Annotated in this window: 17 protein-coding genes and 1 tRNA gene; 7 read left to right on the top strand and 11 right to left on the bottom strand. The window is 31.1% G+C overall.

Going from position 1 to position 15,711, the window contains the following annotated elements; genetic code table 11:
- Positions 1-68: 68 nt before the first annotated feature.
- The 3 genes from ACKTSU_RS04220 to aroC form a co-directional block, all read right to left on the bottom strand.
- Positions 69-1,118 carry a helix-turn-helix domain-containing protein gene (locus ACKTSU_RS04220; RefSeq protein WP_408035101.1) on the bottom strand — a complete coding sequence of 350 codons (1,050 nt, stop codon included), beginning with the start codon at positions 1,116-1,118 and terminating at the stop codon, positions 69-71.
- Between the two features lie 142 nt (positions 1,119-1,260).
- On the bottom strand, positions 1,261-2,328 hold the full coding sequence (locus ACKTSU_RS04215; protein WP_408035325.1) for a PA0069 family radical SAM protein: 1,068 nt from the start codon (positions 2,326-2,328) through the stop codon (positions 1,261-1,263).
- A 121-nt stretch (positions 2,329-2,449) separates the two neighbouring features.
- On the bottom strand, positions 2,450-3,511 hold the full coding sequence (gene aroC, locus ACKTSU_RS04210; RefSeq protein ID WP_408035099.1) for a chorismate synthase: 1,062 nt from the start codon (positions 3,509-3,511) through the stop codon (positions 2,450-2,452).
- A gap of 293 nt (positions 3,512-3,804) precedes the next feature.
- Between aroC and ACKTSU_RS04205 the strand changes: the two genes are divergently transcribed.
- Together ACKTSU_RS04205 and ACKTSU_RS04200 are read left to right on the top strand one after the other, a co-directional pair.
- Positions 3,805-3,889, top strand: a tRNA-Ser gene (locus tag ACKTSU_RS04205).
- A gap of 146 nt (positions 3,890-4,035) precedes the next feature.
- Positions 4,036-6,027 carry an LTA synthase family protein gene (locus tag ACKTSU_RS04200; protein ID WP_408035097.1) on the top strand — a complete coding sequence of 664 codons (1,992 nt, stop codon included), beginning with the start codon at positions 4,036-4,038 and terminating at the stop codon, positions 6,025-6,027.
- Here the strand turns inward: ACKTSU_RS04200 and ACKTSU_RS04195 are convergent, their stop codons facing one another.
- From ACKTSU_RS04195 to ACKTSU_RS04175, 5 genes are all read right to left on the bottom strand, one after another.
- Complete coding sequence (locus tag ACKTSU_RS04195) at positions 6,028-6,588, bottom strand: phosphatase PAP2 family protein (protein WP_408035095.1); 561 nt, start codon at positions 6,586-6,588, stop codon at positions 6,028-6,030.
- Positions 6,589-6,590: 2 nt separating this feature from the next.
- Complete coding sequence (locus tag ACKTSU_RS04190; protein WP_408035093.1) at positions 6,591-7,640, bottom strand: peptidylprolyl isomerase; 1,050 nt, start codon at positions 7,638-7,640, stop codon at positions 6,591-6,593.
- A 94-nt stretch (positions 7,641-7,734) separates the two neighbouring features.
- Positions 7,735-8,460, bottom strand: coding sequence for an FKBP-type peptidyl-prolyl cis-trans isomerase (locus ACKTSU_RS04185; protein WP_408035092.1), 726 nt, complete (start codon positions 8,458-8,460; stop codon positions 7,735-7,737).
- Positions 8,447-8,998: a gliding motility-associated peptidyl-prolyl isomerase GldI gene (gene gldI / locus ACKTSU_RS04180; RefSeq protein ID WP_408035091.1), complete on the bottom strand. Its 552-nt coding sequence runs from the start codon at positions 8,996-8,998 to the stop codon at positions 8,447-8,449. Before gldI ends, ACKTSU_RS04185 begins: the two co-directional genes overlap by 14 nt.
- A complete protein-coding gene (locus ACKTSU_RS04175) occupies positions 8,988-10,016 on the bottom strand; it encodes a DHH family phosphoesterase (RefSeq protein ID WP_408035090.1) in 1,029 nt (342 codons plus the stop codon). The genes gldI and ACKTSU_RS04175 overlap by 11 nt, the downstream gene beginning before the upstream one ends.
- 81 nt (positions 10,017-10,097) lie before the next feature.
- Between ACKTSU_RS04175 and ACKTSU_RS04170 the strand changes: the two genes are divergently transcribed.
- Positions 10,098-11,105, top strand: coding sequence for an alkaline phosphatase D family protein (locus tag ACKTSU_RS04170; protein ID WP_408035089.1), 1,008 nt, complete (start codon positions 10,098-10,100; stop codon positions 11,103-11,105).
- Between the two features lie 109 nt (positions 11,106-11,214).
- Positions 11,215-11,634: a nucleoside-diphosphate kinase gene (locus ACKTSU_RS04165; RefSeq protein ID WP_028892988.1), complete on the top strand. Its 420-nt coding sequence runs from the start codon at positions 11,215-11,217 to the stop codon at positions 11,632-11,634.
- 76 nt (positions 11,635-11,710) lie between these two features.
- On the opposite strand, the gene ACKTSU_RS04160 is transcribed toward ACKTSU_RS04165, so the two are convergent.
- The gene (locus ACKTSU_RS04160; RefSeq protein WP_408035088.1) at positions 11,711-12,085 is read right to left on the bottom strand and encodes a Fur family transcriptional regulator; all 375 of its coding nucleotides are present in this window, start codon (positions 12,083-12,085) and stop codon (positions 11,711-11,713) included.
- A gap of 68 nt (positions 12,086-12,153) precedes the next feature.
- Here ACKTSU_RS04160 and ACKTSU_RS04155 point away from each other — a divergent pair, with 68 nt between their 5' ends.
- Positions 12,154-12,627: a DUF2938 domain-containing protein gene (locus ACKTSU_RS04155; RefSeq protein ID WP_408035087.1), complete on the top strand. Its 474-nt coding sequence runs from the start codon at positions 12,154-12,156 to the stop codon at positions 12,625-12,627.
- On the opposite strand, the gene ACKTSU_RS04150 is transcribed toward ACKTSU_RS04155, so the two are convergent.
- A complete protein-coding gene (locus tag ACKTSU_RS04150; protein WP_408035086.1) occupies positions 12,572-13,048 on the bottom strand; it encodes a hypothetical protein in 477 nt (158 codons plus the stop codon). The two genes, ACKTSU_RS04155 and ACKTSU_RS04150, sit on opposite strands and share 56 nt — an antisense overlap.
- Before the next feature lie 208 nt (positions 13,049-13,256).
- On the opposite strand from ACKTSU_RS04150, the gene ACKTSU_RS04145 reads away from it, so the two are divergent.
- Together ACKTSU_RS04145 and ACKTSU_RS04140 are read left to right on the top strand one after the other, a co-directional pair.
- Positions 13,257-14,864 carry a hypothetical protein gene (locus ACKTSU_RS04145; RefSeq protein WP_408035085.1) on the top strand — a complete coding sequence of 536 codons (1,608 nt, stop codon included), beginning with the start codon at positions 13,257-13,259 and terminating at the stop codon, positions 14,862-14,864.
- A gap of 58 nt (positions 14,865-14,922) precedes the next feature.
- A complete protein-coding gene (locus tag ACKTSU_RS04140; protein WP_408035084.1) occupies positions 14,923-15,342 on the top strand; it encodes a hypothetical protein in 420 nt (139 codons plus the stop codon).
- A 53-nt stretch (positions 15,343-15,395) separates the two neighbouring features.
- On the opposite strand, the gene ACKTSU_RS04135 is transcribed toward ACKTSU_RS04140, so the two are convergent.
- Positions 15,396-15,692, bottom strand: coding sequence for a DUF721 domain-containing protein (locus tag ACKTSU_RS04135; RefSeq protein WP_408035083.1), 297 nt, complete (start codon positions 15,690-15,692; stop codon positions 15,396-15,398).
- Positions 15,693-15,711 lie beyond the last annotated feature (19 nt).

Here is a 15,711-nt window from a genome sequence, read left to right as displayed (position 1 = left end):
AACAATTTTCCTTTTTGATGATGGGCTATAATTTAGGTGTCCTAAATTATAATTCTGCACTAAAAACCTTATAAAAACTGCTTTTGATATTGAGCTGGAGTTTGTCCAACCACCTTTTTAAACGTAGCATAAAAGTTTGATTTTGAAGAAAACCCTGCTTCAAAACCTATGCTTTCTAAAGTAATTTTATGATTTTCTTTTAATAGTTTCTTCGCTTTTTCAATTCTGTATTCATTCAAGAAGGTTGCAAAGCTTTTTCCAAGATTGTCATTTAAAAATTGTGATAATTTATGAGAAGAGACTCCTATTTTAACTGAAATATCAGACAGTTTTATAGCCGTATCTTTATACAATTCTTCTTCTTTCATTAAAGTGTCTAATTGTAACTTTAAAGAATCCGCTTCTTCATTTTCAATTTTTTTAGTTGAGTATTTTTCTGGTAAATCTTTAAAAATAGACTCTCTATTTTTCTTAGAAAGAAACAACAATACCAAGCCATAAAAAACAATAGAGAAAGTAACGGTTCCTACAAAATAGAAATAAAAATACCCAATAATGTATGCCAAATAAATTAGCAAATTACTCATATAAACGGCTACCAACCATACTTCTGAAGTAGTACAAGTTTCTTTCTTTGAAAATAGTTTTTTTAAAACATCTTTTAAAACAAAACCTGACAACACAACATAAATACCCCATATCAAATAAATAAACTTAACAAAATAGGTATTCCAAAAAAGAGCATCTATTGCATAGGGTTTTATAATTCCTACAATAAGTATAATTAGAAATAATATTGAAAAATGGGTTTTCCACTTTAACGGAATGCTCTTCGTCTTAGTTACAGAAGACTTTAAATAGTAATACAGCGAGATTCCTATTAAAAAACAAGCCGACAATCCTATTTGGATAATCCATAAATTTCTTTCTTCTCTAGGAGTAAATATTGTGTAAACAGACTTTCCTATTCTCACTGTTAAGAAAAAGGTTAGCAATCCAAACAAAAAATTAGGAACTCTTTTTGTTTTATCTATCAATAAAAAATAAATACTCACCAAAAGACCATTAAATACCCCCAAAGAGCAAATAAAAAATAAAATCGCGTTGTCTAAACTCATTTTTGCTTTTTCTGAAACGTAAAGATTAAAAAACAAAATTCAATGTACAAATCTTCTTGTTTCAAACACCTTTTTCTCGCTTTAAAAAAAGTCCAATGTTATAATTTTGGACTTTCTATGGCTATATTTTAAAACACTTTAATTAAAATAATGAAATTTGATTGGTTTGGTGTTTGTCAAATTTAGAAAAATCTAACAGAGGGAAGTTCTTATCTTTTAAATACAATTTTCTCGCAAGCTTAAATTGCATATTAATTTGTTCCGCTATTTTACCTTCTCCTCGCATTCTATTTCCATAGCGAGAATCATTTAACGATCCTCCATGACAATCTTCTATTTGATGTAAAATTTTATCTGCCCTATCTAGATAGGTTTTACGCAACCAATTGGTAAAAATTTCTCCGATAGCTCCATTCAAACGGACAATTGTATACCCTATTGATGTTGCTCCTAATTCACTTACTTTTTTTACTAAAGGCAGTATTTCATGACTGTTTATGGATGGTATTATTGGCGCCATCATTACATTAACAGGAATTCCATTTTCTGAAAGAACCTGAACAGTTTCAAGTCTTTTTTTGATGGATGCTGTTCTCGGTTCTACTACTCTTCTCGTTTCTTCAGACAATGAGGTTATAGAAATACTTACCCGAACCAAATTCATTTCAGCCATTTCTTTCAAAATATCCAAATCACGAAGAATTAACGAGTTTTTGGTTATCATACTTACTGGATGCTTCAACTTCAGCAGTACTTGTAACATTTTTCGAGTAATCTCTAGTTTCTTTTCAATCGGCTGATAACAATCTGTATTCCCTGAAAACATAATATCTTGTGGCTGCCAGCTTTTGCTTCGTAATTTTTTCTCCAACAATTTAGGTGCATTGACTTTATATAAAATTTTACGCTCAAAATCCAAACCTGCGGAATATCCCCAATATTCATGCGTATTGCGCGCATAACAATAAATACAACCATGTTCACATCCCTGATAAGGATTCATAGAATATGAAAATCCTATATCTGGACTCGTTACTTTGTTTAGAATTGTTTTAGGATAAATTTCTAAATAGGACGTTTTATTATTGTCTGCCGATTCACTTTCAGTTTCACAATAATTCAAGAAGTCATCCAACATCGTATGCTGATGCTGCAAAAACTTATTATGAGTGTTGTGTTGTGCGCCACGTCCTTTAATGATATCCACAATAAAAAAGATGAATGATTTAAAACCCACCTTAAAGTTACATCACAAAACGCTCGACAACTGTTAAATAAAAAAGATTTTATAAACAAAAAATGCCATTTCAATAAAGAATGACATTTGTATTTTAGGCTCTTCTAGTTCTGTCTAACAGCCAAAAATCTGCTAGCACCAAAGCTGTTAACGCTTCTACAATGGGCACTGCTCTGGGCACCACACAAGGATCGTGACGCCCTTTTCCATGAATATCGGTAGCTTCTCCTTTTGAATTAATTGTTGCTTGATTTTGCATAATCGTAGCCACCGGTTTAAACGCTACACGGAAGTAAATATCCATTCCGTTAGAAATTCCTCCTTGAATACCTCCTGACAAATTAGATTGTGTAGTTCCGTCTGGATTAAAAATATCGTTATGTTCAGAACCTTGCATTTTCGCTCCGCAAAAACCACTTCCTAACTCAAATCCTTTTACTGCATTAATAGATAACATTGCCTTTCCTAACTCAGCATGGAGTTTATGAAAAATAGGTTCTCCTAAACCTACAGGTACATTTTGTGCCACACAAGTAATAGTTCCTCCAATAGTATCACCAGCTTTACGTATTTCATTGATTTTATCAATCATGATTTCAGCAGATTGTTCATCAGGACAACGAACTATATTACTTTCTGTCTTTGAAAAATCTAAATCTTGGTATGGTTTCATCATAAATACATCACCTACAGACGAGGTAAATGCATTAATATTTATATGATTGATTAACTGTTTTGCTAACGCTCCAGCTACTACCCAGTTTGCAGTTTCACGCGCAGAGGTTCTTCCTCCACCTCTATGATCTCTAATACCATATTTTTTGTCGTAGGTATAATCAGCATGTGAAGGGCGGTACACGTCGGTGTTATGATTGTAATCTTTACTTTTCTGATTCGTATTCTTAATTACAAAACCAATAGAAGCTCCTGTAGTAACACCTTCAAAAATTCCCGATAAAAACTCAACTGTATCTGGTTCTTTACGTTGAGTTACAATTTTTGATTGACCTGGCTTACGGCGGTCTAATTCATACTGAATTGCTTCAAAATCTACTTTCATTCCTGCAGGGAATCCATCAATAACACCTCCTATTGCCACTCCGTGAGATTCTCCGTAAGTAGTCACTTTTAAAATATTTCCAAACGAATTAAACATACTTAATAAATTTAAGAACGAAGGTAGAATTATTTTATAAAAAATCTACATTTAAAAGTCTATTATTTCCTTACAAAGCTACTGTTTTACCTAGCCCATCATTAGATTCAATAAAAAAACGTATTTTTTTTCTTCTTCAAGTTAAAGCAAACTAACTGATTGCAAAAGTGTTATAATTACCATTACTTTTTGATTGAAAAAAAACTTAAAAAAAGTAGGCGAAAACTTTTTTAGAATTGAAAAAAGGTCATATATTTGCACCCGCAATCAGGGAATATCTGATGAGACGCTCAGGAGAAATGGCAGAGTGGTCGAATGCGGCGGTCTTGAAAACCGTTGACTGTAACAGGTCCGGGGGTTCGAATCCCTCTTTCTCCGCAAGTCCGAAGCAAAAGCTTCGGACTTTTTTTTAGGGGATTAAAGAAAAAAAAGCTTACAATTACGTAAGCTTTTTTTGATTTTATGTTAATATTAATATAACACCTTCTTAAAATAAATATATTTGTATCTTTAAATAACACAGAATGTTTAAGAGAACCCCTAACTATATTAAGTACCTCTTTAGTAATACTTTATTCTTATTTATATATATATCTATTTTCAGAATTATTTTTTATTACTTTTTTTCTGGAATAGAAAATGAATCTACTTCTGAAATATCAAAAGCTTTCACCTTAGGTATTCGTTTTGACATTAAATTAGCTGTTATTAGTTTTTTACCTCTTGCTATTTTAATTTTCATTATTAATTATCGCTTTTTTTCTAAGCCTTTTTTCAAGAAACTTAGTACTATCTATATCATTCTTACATATATAATAATCACTCTATTCCATATTTTTGATTTTGGTTATTATGATTACTTAAATATTCGTTTAGATTCTTCTTCTTTACGATTCTTAAGTAATATTGGTATCTCAACACAGGTTCTTTTTGAAAGCTATCCTGTTTATAAAGGTATTTTCGCTTTTATCATTTTAATATTCTTTCTATACAAATTTTCAAGTTGGATTTACAATATTTTTAACACTTCTGAGGAACATATTTCAAAAAAGAAAAAAGCATTTTTTATTGTAGTCCCTTTTTTATTGTTTGCCTTGGGTGTTTATAATAGTTTCACACATTATCCCTTACGATGGAGTGAAGCTTTCTTTTCAAAAAACAACGCTGTAAATCAATTTGCCTTGAACCCTGTTCTATATTTTTTTGATAGTTTTAAATTCAGAAATGAAGGTTTTAATCTTGAGAAAACCAAACAATACTACCCTGCTATCGCTAAAGAGTTACAATTACCTAAAGACTCTATTTATTTTAAAAGAGTTTATCACAAAAACGATTCATTAAAAAACTCTCCTAATATTGTAATTGTAATGTTAGAATCTTTAGGAACGGTACCTATGAGTTATTATGGAAATCCTTTGAATTCTACTCCTAAAATGGATAGCATTATTAAAAAAAGTGTTAATTTCTCTAATTTTTATGTGCACAAAGCAGGTACTGCTGCAAGCGTCTTTTCCAGTATAACTGGTTTACCTGATGTTGATGGAATTAGAACAGCTTCTAGAAATCCAAGAGTTATCGACCAACGGATTATTTTTGATCAATTTAATGGTTATGATAAACTTTATTTTTTAGGAGGAAGTGCTAACTGGGCTAATATTAGAGGAATTTTTCAATCAAATATTCAAAACCTAAAAATATATGAAGAAGGTAGTTTTGAAGAAGAAAACAGAGCTGATGTTTGGGGAATTGATGACTATGATTTATTTAAGGAAGCTAACACTGAACTTGAAAAGCTGTATAATGATAAAAAACCATTTATAGCTTATATTCAAACAGCTACAAACCATATGCCTTTCACTGTCCCTGAAAAGAAAGAAAGCTACCAACCTTTAACTGAAGACACCATTAGTAAAGAGGAATTAAAAAAAGCTGGTTTTGATGGAATAGATAGGTTAAATGCTTTACGCTACCTAGATTTTAATGTAGCAAAATTCTTGAAAAGAGCTCAAGAATCTGGATATTATGACAATACTATATTCTTTTTCTTTGGGGATCATAACACCTCTATGAGTTATGTAAATCAGTATGACAAGTTATTTAATTTAAATTTAAACGTTCATAATGTACCTTTCTTTATTCATGCTCCTAAACTAGTACAACCTAAAGAGGTTAGAAAATTCTGTAACTTAATTGATGTAATACCTACTGCTGCTGGTTTAGCAAATATTGATTACACTAATTATACTCTAGGTACAGACGCTTTAGCTAAAAACACTTCAGATTATGCCTTTTTATATTCTAAAATAAAAGGAGAACCTGCTTTAACTATTTTAAAGGATTCTTTATTATTTACCAAAACTGTTAGTAGCAACTATAGCCACTTGTACAACATGAAGGCTAAAGAATATAAAACCGATATAAAAAAAAACCATCCAATTTTACATAGAAAATTAGATAGTTTATTAAATGCCGTATATCATAGTACCAAGTACTTATACTATAATAATAAAAAGTAATTATAAATTCATTCTCCTTTCTAGAAAATCATATAATTTATAAGCTAAAAACCCGATAATAGTTCCGTTAATAAAACCAGCCAATATATCTATAGGAAAATGCACTCCCAAATACAATCTACTGTAAGCAAAAACTAAAGGAAACAATACTAAAAACTTTATATATTTAACATGCTTTTTAAGCAATAAAATCATAAATACTGTTACAACAGTAGAAGTAGTAGCATGCCCAGAAACAAAACTATAACTTTGGGGTCTAATTAAAGTCCTCAATACATCTTTTATTTCAGGATCATTATTAGGACGCAACCTCTCAAAAACTCCTCTTATAAAATTTGTAAATTGATCAGAAAAAGTAACCAATAGAGCTAAAAAAACAACTGTAAACAATCCTTTCTTCCATCCATAGTGTTTAAATACTAAGTATAAAATTAAAGCAAACAGTGGAATCCATGAAAACTGGTTGGTTATTGTTAACCAAAAACCATCCCAATGCTCACTACCTAAACTATTAAGATAAATTAAAAGCTCTTTATCTTTTTGTATAATATTTTCTATCAAAACTACTTTCCTACTTTTAAAACTTCTATTTCAAAAATTAAATCTGATTTAGGCGGAATTGACCCCATTCTTTGGTCTCCATACCCTAAATAATGAGGAATAAATAAACGCATCTTATCTCCTTCTCTCATCGTTTTTACTCCTTCTTTCCAACCAGCTATTAACGGAAAATTCTCATCATTAACTGTAAAAACAAAAGCTTCACCTTTATCTAAACTAGAATCTATTTTTCTTCCGTCTGTTAAATATAATGTATAATGTGCTGTGGTAGGTAAAGCCGGATTTACTTTTTTCCCATTTCCTTTTTGTAACGATAAAATTTTTAATCCTGAATTAGTTGTAACTGCATCGTTAATTCCTTGCTCTTCTTGGTACTTCTTTTTAAACTCTTCTAATTTTTGTTTACGCTCTACCTCCATCTTCTCTGCATTTACTAGCTCTTGCTCAAACACTAATGGCGCATCAAATTTTTTTGCATTCTCTCCTATTCTTAGAATCTCTACTTTATTAATAACATCTCCTTTTTGAATAGTATCTACCACCATTTGACCTTTTAAAACACGCCCGAAAACAGAATGTCCATTATCTAACCAAGGAGTTGCTTTATGCGTAATAAAAAACTGACTAGAGTTTGTTACTGGTCTTGAGTAATTAGCCATAGATAAAACACCTGGTCCATCGTGCTTATGTAATAATTCACCTTCTTCGTTCGTAGGAAACTCATCAGGAAATGTATAACCTGCATCTCCGCTTCCTTTCCCAGTTCTATCACCACCTTGTATCATAAAATCTTTAATCACCCTGTGGAATTTTACCCCATCATAAAAAGGAGTTCCTTTTAAAGAATCGGTCATTTTAGGATGTGTTCCCTCACTTAAAGCTACAAAATTAGCCACTGTCATAGGTACATCTTTATCAAACAATTTTACCAAAATATCACCTTGATTGGTTTGAATATCGGCATACAATCCATTTTCTAAATCAGAATATTTTGTTGTTTTACATGACGCAAACAGGACTGACGCTAATAGTAGAATTTTAAATAGTTTCATTAATTTATTTTTTAAAAAAATTACTTTTATAAACAATTAATTAGGTTAACAACGAGTGCTAACCTAATTAATTATCAACCTTTTGAGTTTAATTTTATTTCACCTCTAATAACTCAACTTCAAAAACTAAAGCTGAAAAAGGTTTAATATGCTGTCCTCTTTGTTGTGCTCCGTAAGCTAACTCTTGAGGAATAAAAAACTTGTATTTTGCTCCTGGTTTCATTAACTGTAAACCTTCTGTCCATCCTTTAATTACTTGCCCTACTCCAAATTCAGCTGGTTTTCCTTTCTCTACCGAACTATCAAACACTGTTCCATCAGTTAAAGTACCGTGATAGTGAACCTTAACTCTAGAATTTACTGTAGGAGCTTCTCCTTCACCTTCTTTTAAAACGATATACTGTAAACCACTTTCAGTAGTTTGTACTCCATCTTTGGTTTTATTTTCCGCTAAAAACTCTTCTCCTGCTTTTTTGTTATCTCCAAACTCAACTTCTGCTTTTTTTGCTTGCTCTTCTTGCATTTCTTTCATTCTTTCTTGTTGCTTCTTTTGAAAAAAAACTCTTAAGATAACGTTAATATCTTTTGACTCTATTAACAAGTTCGTAGAATCCATTCCGTTTTTAAAACCTTGAACGAATAAACCTTGATCCATATCATCAAAGTTTTCTTTAATTTTATTTGCCATATCTAACCCTAAAGCATAACTTACAGAATCTACCTCTGTTGCTAAAGAACTTTTTTGTTGGAACTGACCATTACTACAAGATACTACTGATAAACCTACTACCGTAGCTGCTAAAATATTAGTTAATTTCATTGTCTTTTTTTGATTTAATATCGATTAGTGTTACTGTACTCTGTATTGGCTGATTAACAGCGATTTTATTTCCATCACCTGTAACTCCAAAAGCTCTATATGATGGAATTACAAATGTAATAGTTTCTCCTTTTTTCATCAACTTTACTCCTTCTTGTAATGCAGGAATAAAATCTTCTTTATCTACTTTATAAGTTTTTTCTCTTCTTTCATAAATAAGTCCGTTACTCATATCTGAAATACTATATGATAATAAAACTACATCTTCTGGCTTAGGGCTACTTAAACCTAAGGTATCTTTTGTAACATAAGTATACCAAAAACCATGAGACGATGTTTTATATTCTGTAATTGTATCTTGAGAAATCCATTTTTCTAAACGCTTTTTTTCTAAAGCGTTTAATTTTTTATTCTCTTTAAGAACTTCATCATAAAAATTTGTTGTACCGTGTTGCTTGGGTCTTCTTGCCTCAGGTTTTTCACACGCAACCACCATCACTAAAGTTATAAGAATAAAAAGTATTGTTTTATGCTTCATACGAATTTTGTAATTCTTGTTGATACGAAGTTAATAACGTTTTAAATCTTGCTATCGTATCTTCCATACTTTCATCACTTCTTCCACCTGCAGCATTGTCATGCCCTCCTCCATTAAAGTAATTACGAGCAAACTGATTTACTGAAAAATTCCCTTTAGACCTAAAAGATATTTTTATAATTCCTTGCTCTTCATCTTCTATAAAAATAGCTGCAAATACAATTCCTTTCAAAGATAGTGCATAATTAACAACTCCTTCAGTATCTCCTTTTTCGTAATTAAATCTTCTCTTTTCTTCCTCCGTAAGTGTTATAAATGCCGTTTTATATTCTGGTAATACCTTCATATTACTCAAAGCTTGTCCTAACAACAACAACCTACTGTAAGAGTTCGAATCGTGTACATTACTATGAATTCTATCATTTTCAGCTCCTTTATCTATTAAGTCAGCTATGATTCTGTGAGTTGTACTCGTTGTAGAACGAAAACGGAAAGAACCTGTATCCGTCATAATACCCGTATATAAACAAGTAGCAATATTTTTATCTATCAACTCAACATCTCCCATCATTTCTACAAAATTATAGACCATTTGACAAGTAGAAGACATTGAAGTATCTGAATACATGTACATAAATTCATCTGGTTGTTGATGATGATCTATCAAAGCAAATTCATTCTCATATTGCTCTAAGGTATTTTGCATATCATCTCCAACCCTATGCAAAGCATTAAAATCTAATAAAAAAACGATATCTGATTTTGCTAAAGCTTTAACGGATTGTTTGTTTTGCCTATCAAAACGCTTTACTGTTTCTGAACCCGGAACCCAATGTAAAAACTCAGGATATTCATTAGGCATCAACACTTGAGTTGTATGCCCTTTTTTATCTAAATAATGTTTTAACCCTAAGGTTGAGCCTATTGCATCTCCATCAGGATTTCTATGTCCTATAATCACAATATTTCTAGCTTGTGATAAAAATTGCTTTAGTTCTGTAAAGTGCTTTAAAATCATAAGTGGCGAAGATACAAATTAATGTTTTACTAACCTTTTTAAGCTTTTCTTTTTGTTTCTTCGCATAAAAATTAAATCATCATGACATTTATGAAATCTGTAATTTCATTTGTACTCTTAGTTACTTTTTCTATCTCCTCATTTGGACAAGAAAATTTCACCATTGCTTTTGGATCATGTAACAACCAAAAACTTGACAATCCTTTTTGGCAAGATATCGTTTCGTTACAACCTAATGTATGGATTTGGGGAGGTGACAATATTTATGCCGACACCAACAATATGCGTAAAATGAAACGCATGTATAAAACTCAAAAAAAGATAAAAGGTTACAAAGAATTAAGTTCTACAACTCCTATACTTGCTACTTGGGATGATCATGATTATGGTAAAAACGATGCTGGAGTAGAATTTGTGATGAAAGATGAAAGTCAGCAGTTATTTTTAGATTTTTTAGATGTACCGAATGACTCTCCAAGAAGAAAACAAAAAGGTGTGTACCACTCAAAAACATTTAATACCAAAAATGGAGATGTAAAAGTAATTGTACTTGATACACGCTATTTCAGAACCGCTTTAACTAAGGGAACTAACGGACAACGTTTTCAACCAAACAACTATAACGAAGGTACTGTTTTAGGGGACACACAATGGAAATGGCTTACAGACGAGCTTACCAACTCTACCGCTACTTTCACTGTAGTTGTAAGCAGTATTCAAATATTATCAAAAGAACATGGTTTTGAAAAATGGGGTAACTTCCCTCATGAAGTAGATAAGTTATTCGACTTAATTAAAGAGGCTAAAAACACGAACGTAATCCTTCTTTCAGGAGATAGACATATTTCAGAATTCTCTAAAACAAATATTGAAGGATTAAAATACCCAGTTATTGATTTCACTTCAAGCGGGTTAACACACGCGTATTCTTCTTTTACTTCTGAAAAAAATGACTACCGAATTGGAAAAGTTGTAAACTCTTTAAGCTATGGAACGTTGCTTTTAGACTTAAAAACTAAAAAAGCTACTTTACAAATACGTGGTAAAGATGGAGCTATCCTACAAGAAATCAACGAAATATACCCTTAACTTGTAGATAACATTAAAAAGTGTATTTTTGCGCCGATTTATACAAAGTTTGTATAAACAACAACAATTAAGGAATTTATCATTTTATTGATAATTATTACATTTAATAATGGCAACAAATAGAACTTTTACAATGATTAAACCAGATGCTGTTGAAAACGGACACACTGGTGCAATTTTAGAAAAAATTAATGCTGCAGGATTTAGAATCGTAGCTATGAAGAAAACTCAAATGACTAAGCGTGATGCTGAAACTTTTTACGGAGTACACAGCGAGCGTCCTTTCTTTGGTGAATTAGTTGAGTTTATGACTCGTGGACCAATCATCGCTGCTATTTTAGAAAAAGATAACGCTGTTGAAGATTTTAGAACTTTAATCGGTGCTACTAATCCAGCGGAAGCTGCTGAAGGAACTATCCGTCAATTATACGCTACTTCTATCGGTGAAAATGCAGTACACGGTTCTGATTCTGATGAGAATGCAGCTATCGAAGGTGCTTTCCATTTTTCAGGAAGAGAAATGTTTTAATTTCTACCCTAGAAAAACTAACAAATAAAAAAACTCGCTACATTTCTGTAGCGAGTTTTTTATTGCTTTTTATTTACTAATTGCAATTTGAACAAGTTCCAGATACTACTCCATTAAAATTTTCCAACACATATTTTTCTGGCAGCCTTACCTTTATCTCTCCTTCTAAACATTCAACCTTACCGCAAGCAACACATCTAAAATGAAAATGATTGTGTTTATGCTTCTTCTCTTCACACGCTACACAAAAAGCAAAATACTGCTTTCCATCATCTCCTATTACCTTATGAACTACACGATCTTCGCATAATCTATTTAACACTCTATAAATTGTAGCTCGATCCGATTTACTCACCATTTTCTCATGAATCATCTCATGACTCAACGCTAATTTTGAACTTTTTAATAAGGAATAAATTTCATTTGTATGTATTGTATTTCTTCTCTTCATTTTTTATTTAACGCGATAATGTCGCAATATTAATTTAAAAGTTTATCTTTACCAAAAAAAACAATAGCATGAATATAACACTTAAAATTATAATTATAGGAATTGGAGCTACGCTTATTATGGACATTTGGGCATACTTATTAAGCCTCTTTAATATAAAATCATTGGATTATCGCTTTGTAGGCAGATGGTTAGGACATCTTACAAAAGGTAAATTTAAACACGATAAGATATTTAATACAGAACCACACCCAAATGAGTTAATTATTGGATGGTTCACACATTACCTTATTGGCATTTCTTTTACCTTTCTTTTATTTTTTATCTACGGAAAAAATTGGTTTCAAGCACCAACTATATTACCTGCATTGGTTATCGGCATAACCACAATAGTTGCTCCGTTTTTTATAATGCAACCTTCATTTGGATTTGGAATAGCTGCTTCTAAGTTACCTAACGCAAACATTGCACGTTTTAAAAGTTTAGTTACTCACGCAATTTATGGATTAGGAATCTACATAACCACCATACTCTTGACTTAATCTCCTCTAAAATCACAAAAAATTTATCTTCTACAACCTTATCTTTATGAAGCTTAATTAAATACTTTTTTCCTGAAGCATCTATAAATCGATACGTCACATAACAAACTCCATCTTCTTGTTCATTTAAAATATTTATACAATCTAATCCCAATTCTTTTTTAGGATCCTTGAAGGTTTTTGAAAGATGAGCTGTAATAATATCAATGATAGCTTGTTGATTATCCTCAAAAAAATGAATCGCATTTAACTGTTCTTCTTCCATTGAATGCAAAAAGCTAACTGCCATATTATCAACATACATATTGGTATAACAATTAGTCTCTTGTTCAAGTATAACCGCTGTAAAATCTTCATTCACCTGCCTATACCCTTTAATTTCTGCAACTTCAATATAACAATCGTAAGAACGTGTTTGCATGTATTTAATTTTTAATAAATCTATTCTACAAACTAAAAGTACACAATTTTAACAAACCCTAAAAAAGCACATAACACACTAAAAAATAATCTCTTATATTTATACATCCTTTTTTTAGGAAAGTATATTATTACCTATAATTTCGCTTTCCTTAATAACGACAAAAAAGTAAATAAAACTCTTTAAAAGAATACAAATCAAAAAACAAATGTCCAACCTTACCAAACTTTCTTTTATACTCGCTCAATCAAGTATATTTTTTATCATAATTCTTACTACATCTCCTTGCAACGCTCAATTTAGAAATAACTCTAGCTCTACTCCTTCCTATGACTCTAAAACAGGAGCATTAAAAAATGGCCAGTATAAAGAAACTTACAACACCCAATATTATAGTTTTTATGGAGAAGGAACATATAAAAATGGATTAAGAGAAGGAAATTGGATTTATTTTTACAACAACAGAAACCTTAGAGAAAAAGCAGCTTATTCCAAAGGCCTAAAGCTACATTCAGAAACATTTCATAAAACCGGAGAACCTTGGGGTAAACACACCTACACAAACGGCTTAAAGCATGGAGAATACAAGCTACTCAAGACCAATGGTAAAATTAGTGATATTGAAAACTACAAGAATGGAAAACGTCATGGAGAACAAAAGAGTTTTTATTCTGATGGCACCCTAGAATACATTCAAAATTTTAAAGATGGGGAATTTCATGGAGAACAAAAATCCTATTTTGAACCAGATGTACTTGCTTTCTATGAAAGATACACTGATGGTCTTAAAATAGAATACCGCCGATACGATTCGTACAATAAAATACTTCATAAAGAATACTATAAACCCAATAAAAGGTTTTTAGCTGAGTCTTGGATTAGAGACAATAATAATATTATTACATACACCTATTACCATTATACTGGAGCAATAAAAGAAACCGGCATGGGTATAGGTAAAACTAAAATAAAAAATTGGTATGAATACGATAAAAATGGAAACCCAACAAAAGCTACAGCTTATGAATCTGGTAAGATTATAGCCGTAAAAGAATATAGAACAACCGGTTATTCTCAACTAACAAAATATTACAACAATGGCAATAAAAAAGAAATAGCACAGTATAAGGAAACTTCAGAACTACCCATAAAAATAAGTGGATCTTTTTATCCTGAAAACGGAGGCAAATTCACAGCTTCTGGACCTTATAAAAACAACAAAAAAGAAGGGAAATGGACCATCAACAAAAACGGTAAATATATCACTAGACATTATAAAAATGGGATAGACATAACTTTTGAAAAAGCTGTTGAAGAAGACACTCAAGATGGAATCTATAAAGCCAGAAGAAGAGGAAATTGTCTTGAAGGAAACTGTCATGATAAATATAGCGTATTAAAACTAAGCAATGGAATTTACAAAGGTGAGTTTAAAGATGGTAAATATAATGGTAGAGGTATCGCTGAATACAGCGATGGTAATATTACTGATGGGTATTTTAAAAACAATGAATTTGTAGGAGGAAAAATATACAAAAATGGTAAACTCGAATTCTCAGGTACTGTTCAAAAAAATGTTTATAACGAAATTACTTACAAAGAAGGCACTCGGTATTACAGCAACAATGTTCAATATAAAGGTAGTTTTAATCTAAAAGGTCAACCACATGGATATGGTATCCAAAAGAAAAATGGTAAAATCATTTACGCTGGTAATTGGCGAAATGGTAAGAAAGTCGATCAAAAAAAGGGAAAAACCTCTTCTAGTGGAAAAAATCTTTTAAACAGTAAAGTATATAAACAAACGAACTATTAACTAAAAACTTACCAAACAAATATCTCAATCATTTATTACATTTATAAAAATTAAACCTATGAAAAAAATAATAGTTTTATTAATTATAACCTTTACTTTAACATCTTTTGATAAAAATTTCAAAACTGACTTCAGTATTGTTGGAAAGTGGAAAGGAGAAGATAAAAAAGAAGTCGGTTATATTGTGTTTAAAGAAAACGGATATGCTTATTTTAAATCTCAGGGACAAACTTTAGGAGGAAAGAAATTTGTTATAGATGGTGAGAAAGCAACTATGTCATATGAAGTAGATTATACCAAAACTCCAATAGAAATTGACTTGGTCGTTAGAACGAAAAAGAGTGGCGAAATAAGCAGATTATTATGTATTGCCGAAAAAATTAAGGAAAATGCTATTAAACTCCAATTTGGTTTCAATGGAAAACGCCCTACAGAATTTAATGATAAAGATGGTATTATATTTCAAAGAGTTAAATAAACTTACCATAAAAAATATAGTAAACTGATTATAAAAACATTAGGACAACAAACTTATACCAACATTAACTTTTTAACAAGCTCTTCCCCCATTTCTTCGTTAATCATACGGACAATCTTGTCTTTTCCGTAACTTAACTCTTCACGTAATACAGAAGAAGATAAACGAACAATTAAGGTTCCGTTTTGTAGCTTTACCTCACTTGTATATGAAGCTATACCTGCACCCATTAACCTTCCCCAAGCCTCGTCTATTTGAATTTTTTGAAATCCTTTTTTTAAATTATTTTCTTCAATAAAACTTCCCATTAAGTCTTTTAACGAAAAACTATCATTTTCTCTTTTAGCCATTTATTCTACTTTTTACCCT

It is taken from the genome of Tenacibaculum aestuarii, assembly GCF_964510395.1.
Taxonomy (GTDB): domain Bacteria; phylum Bacteroidota; class Bacteroidia; order Flavobacteriales; family Flavobacteriaceae; genus Polaribacter; species Polaribacter aestuarii.
Note: the sequence above shows the minus strand (reverse complement) of the source record. Positions and strands in the feature narration are given on the sequence as shown.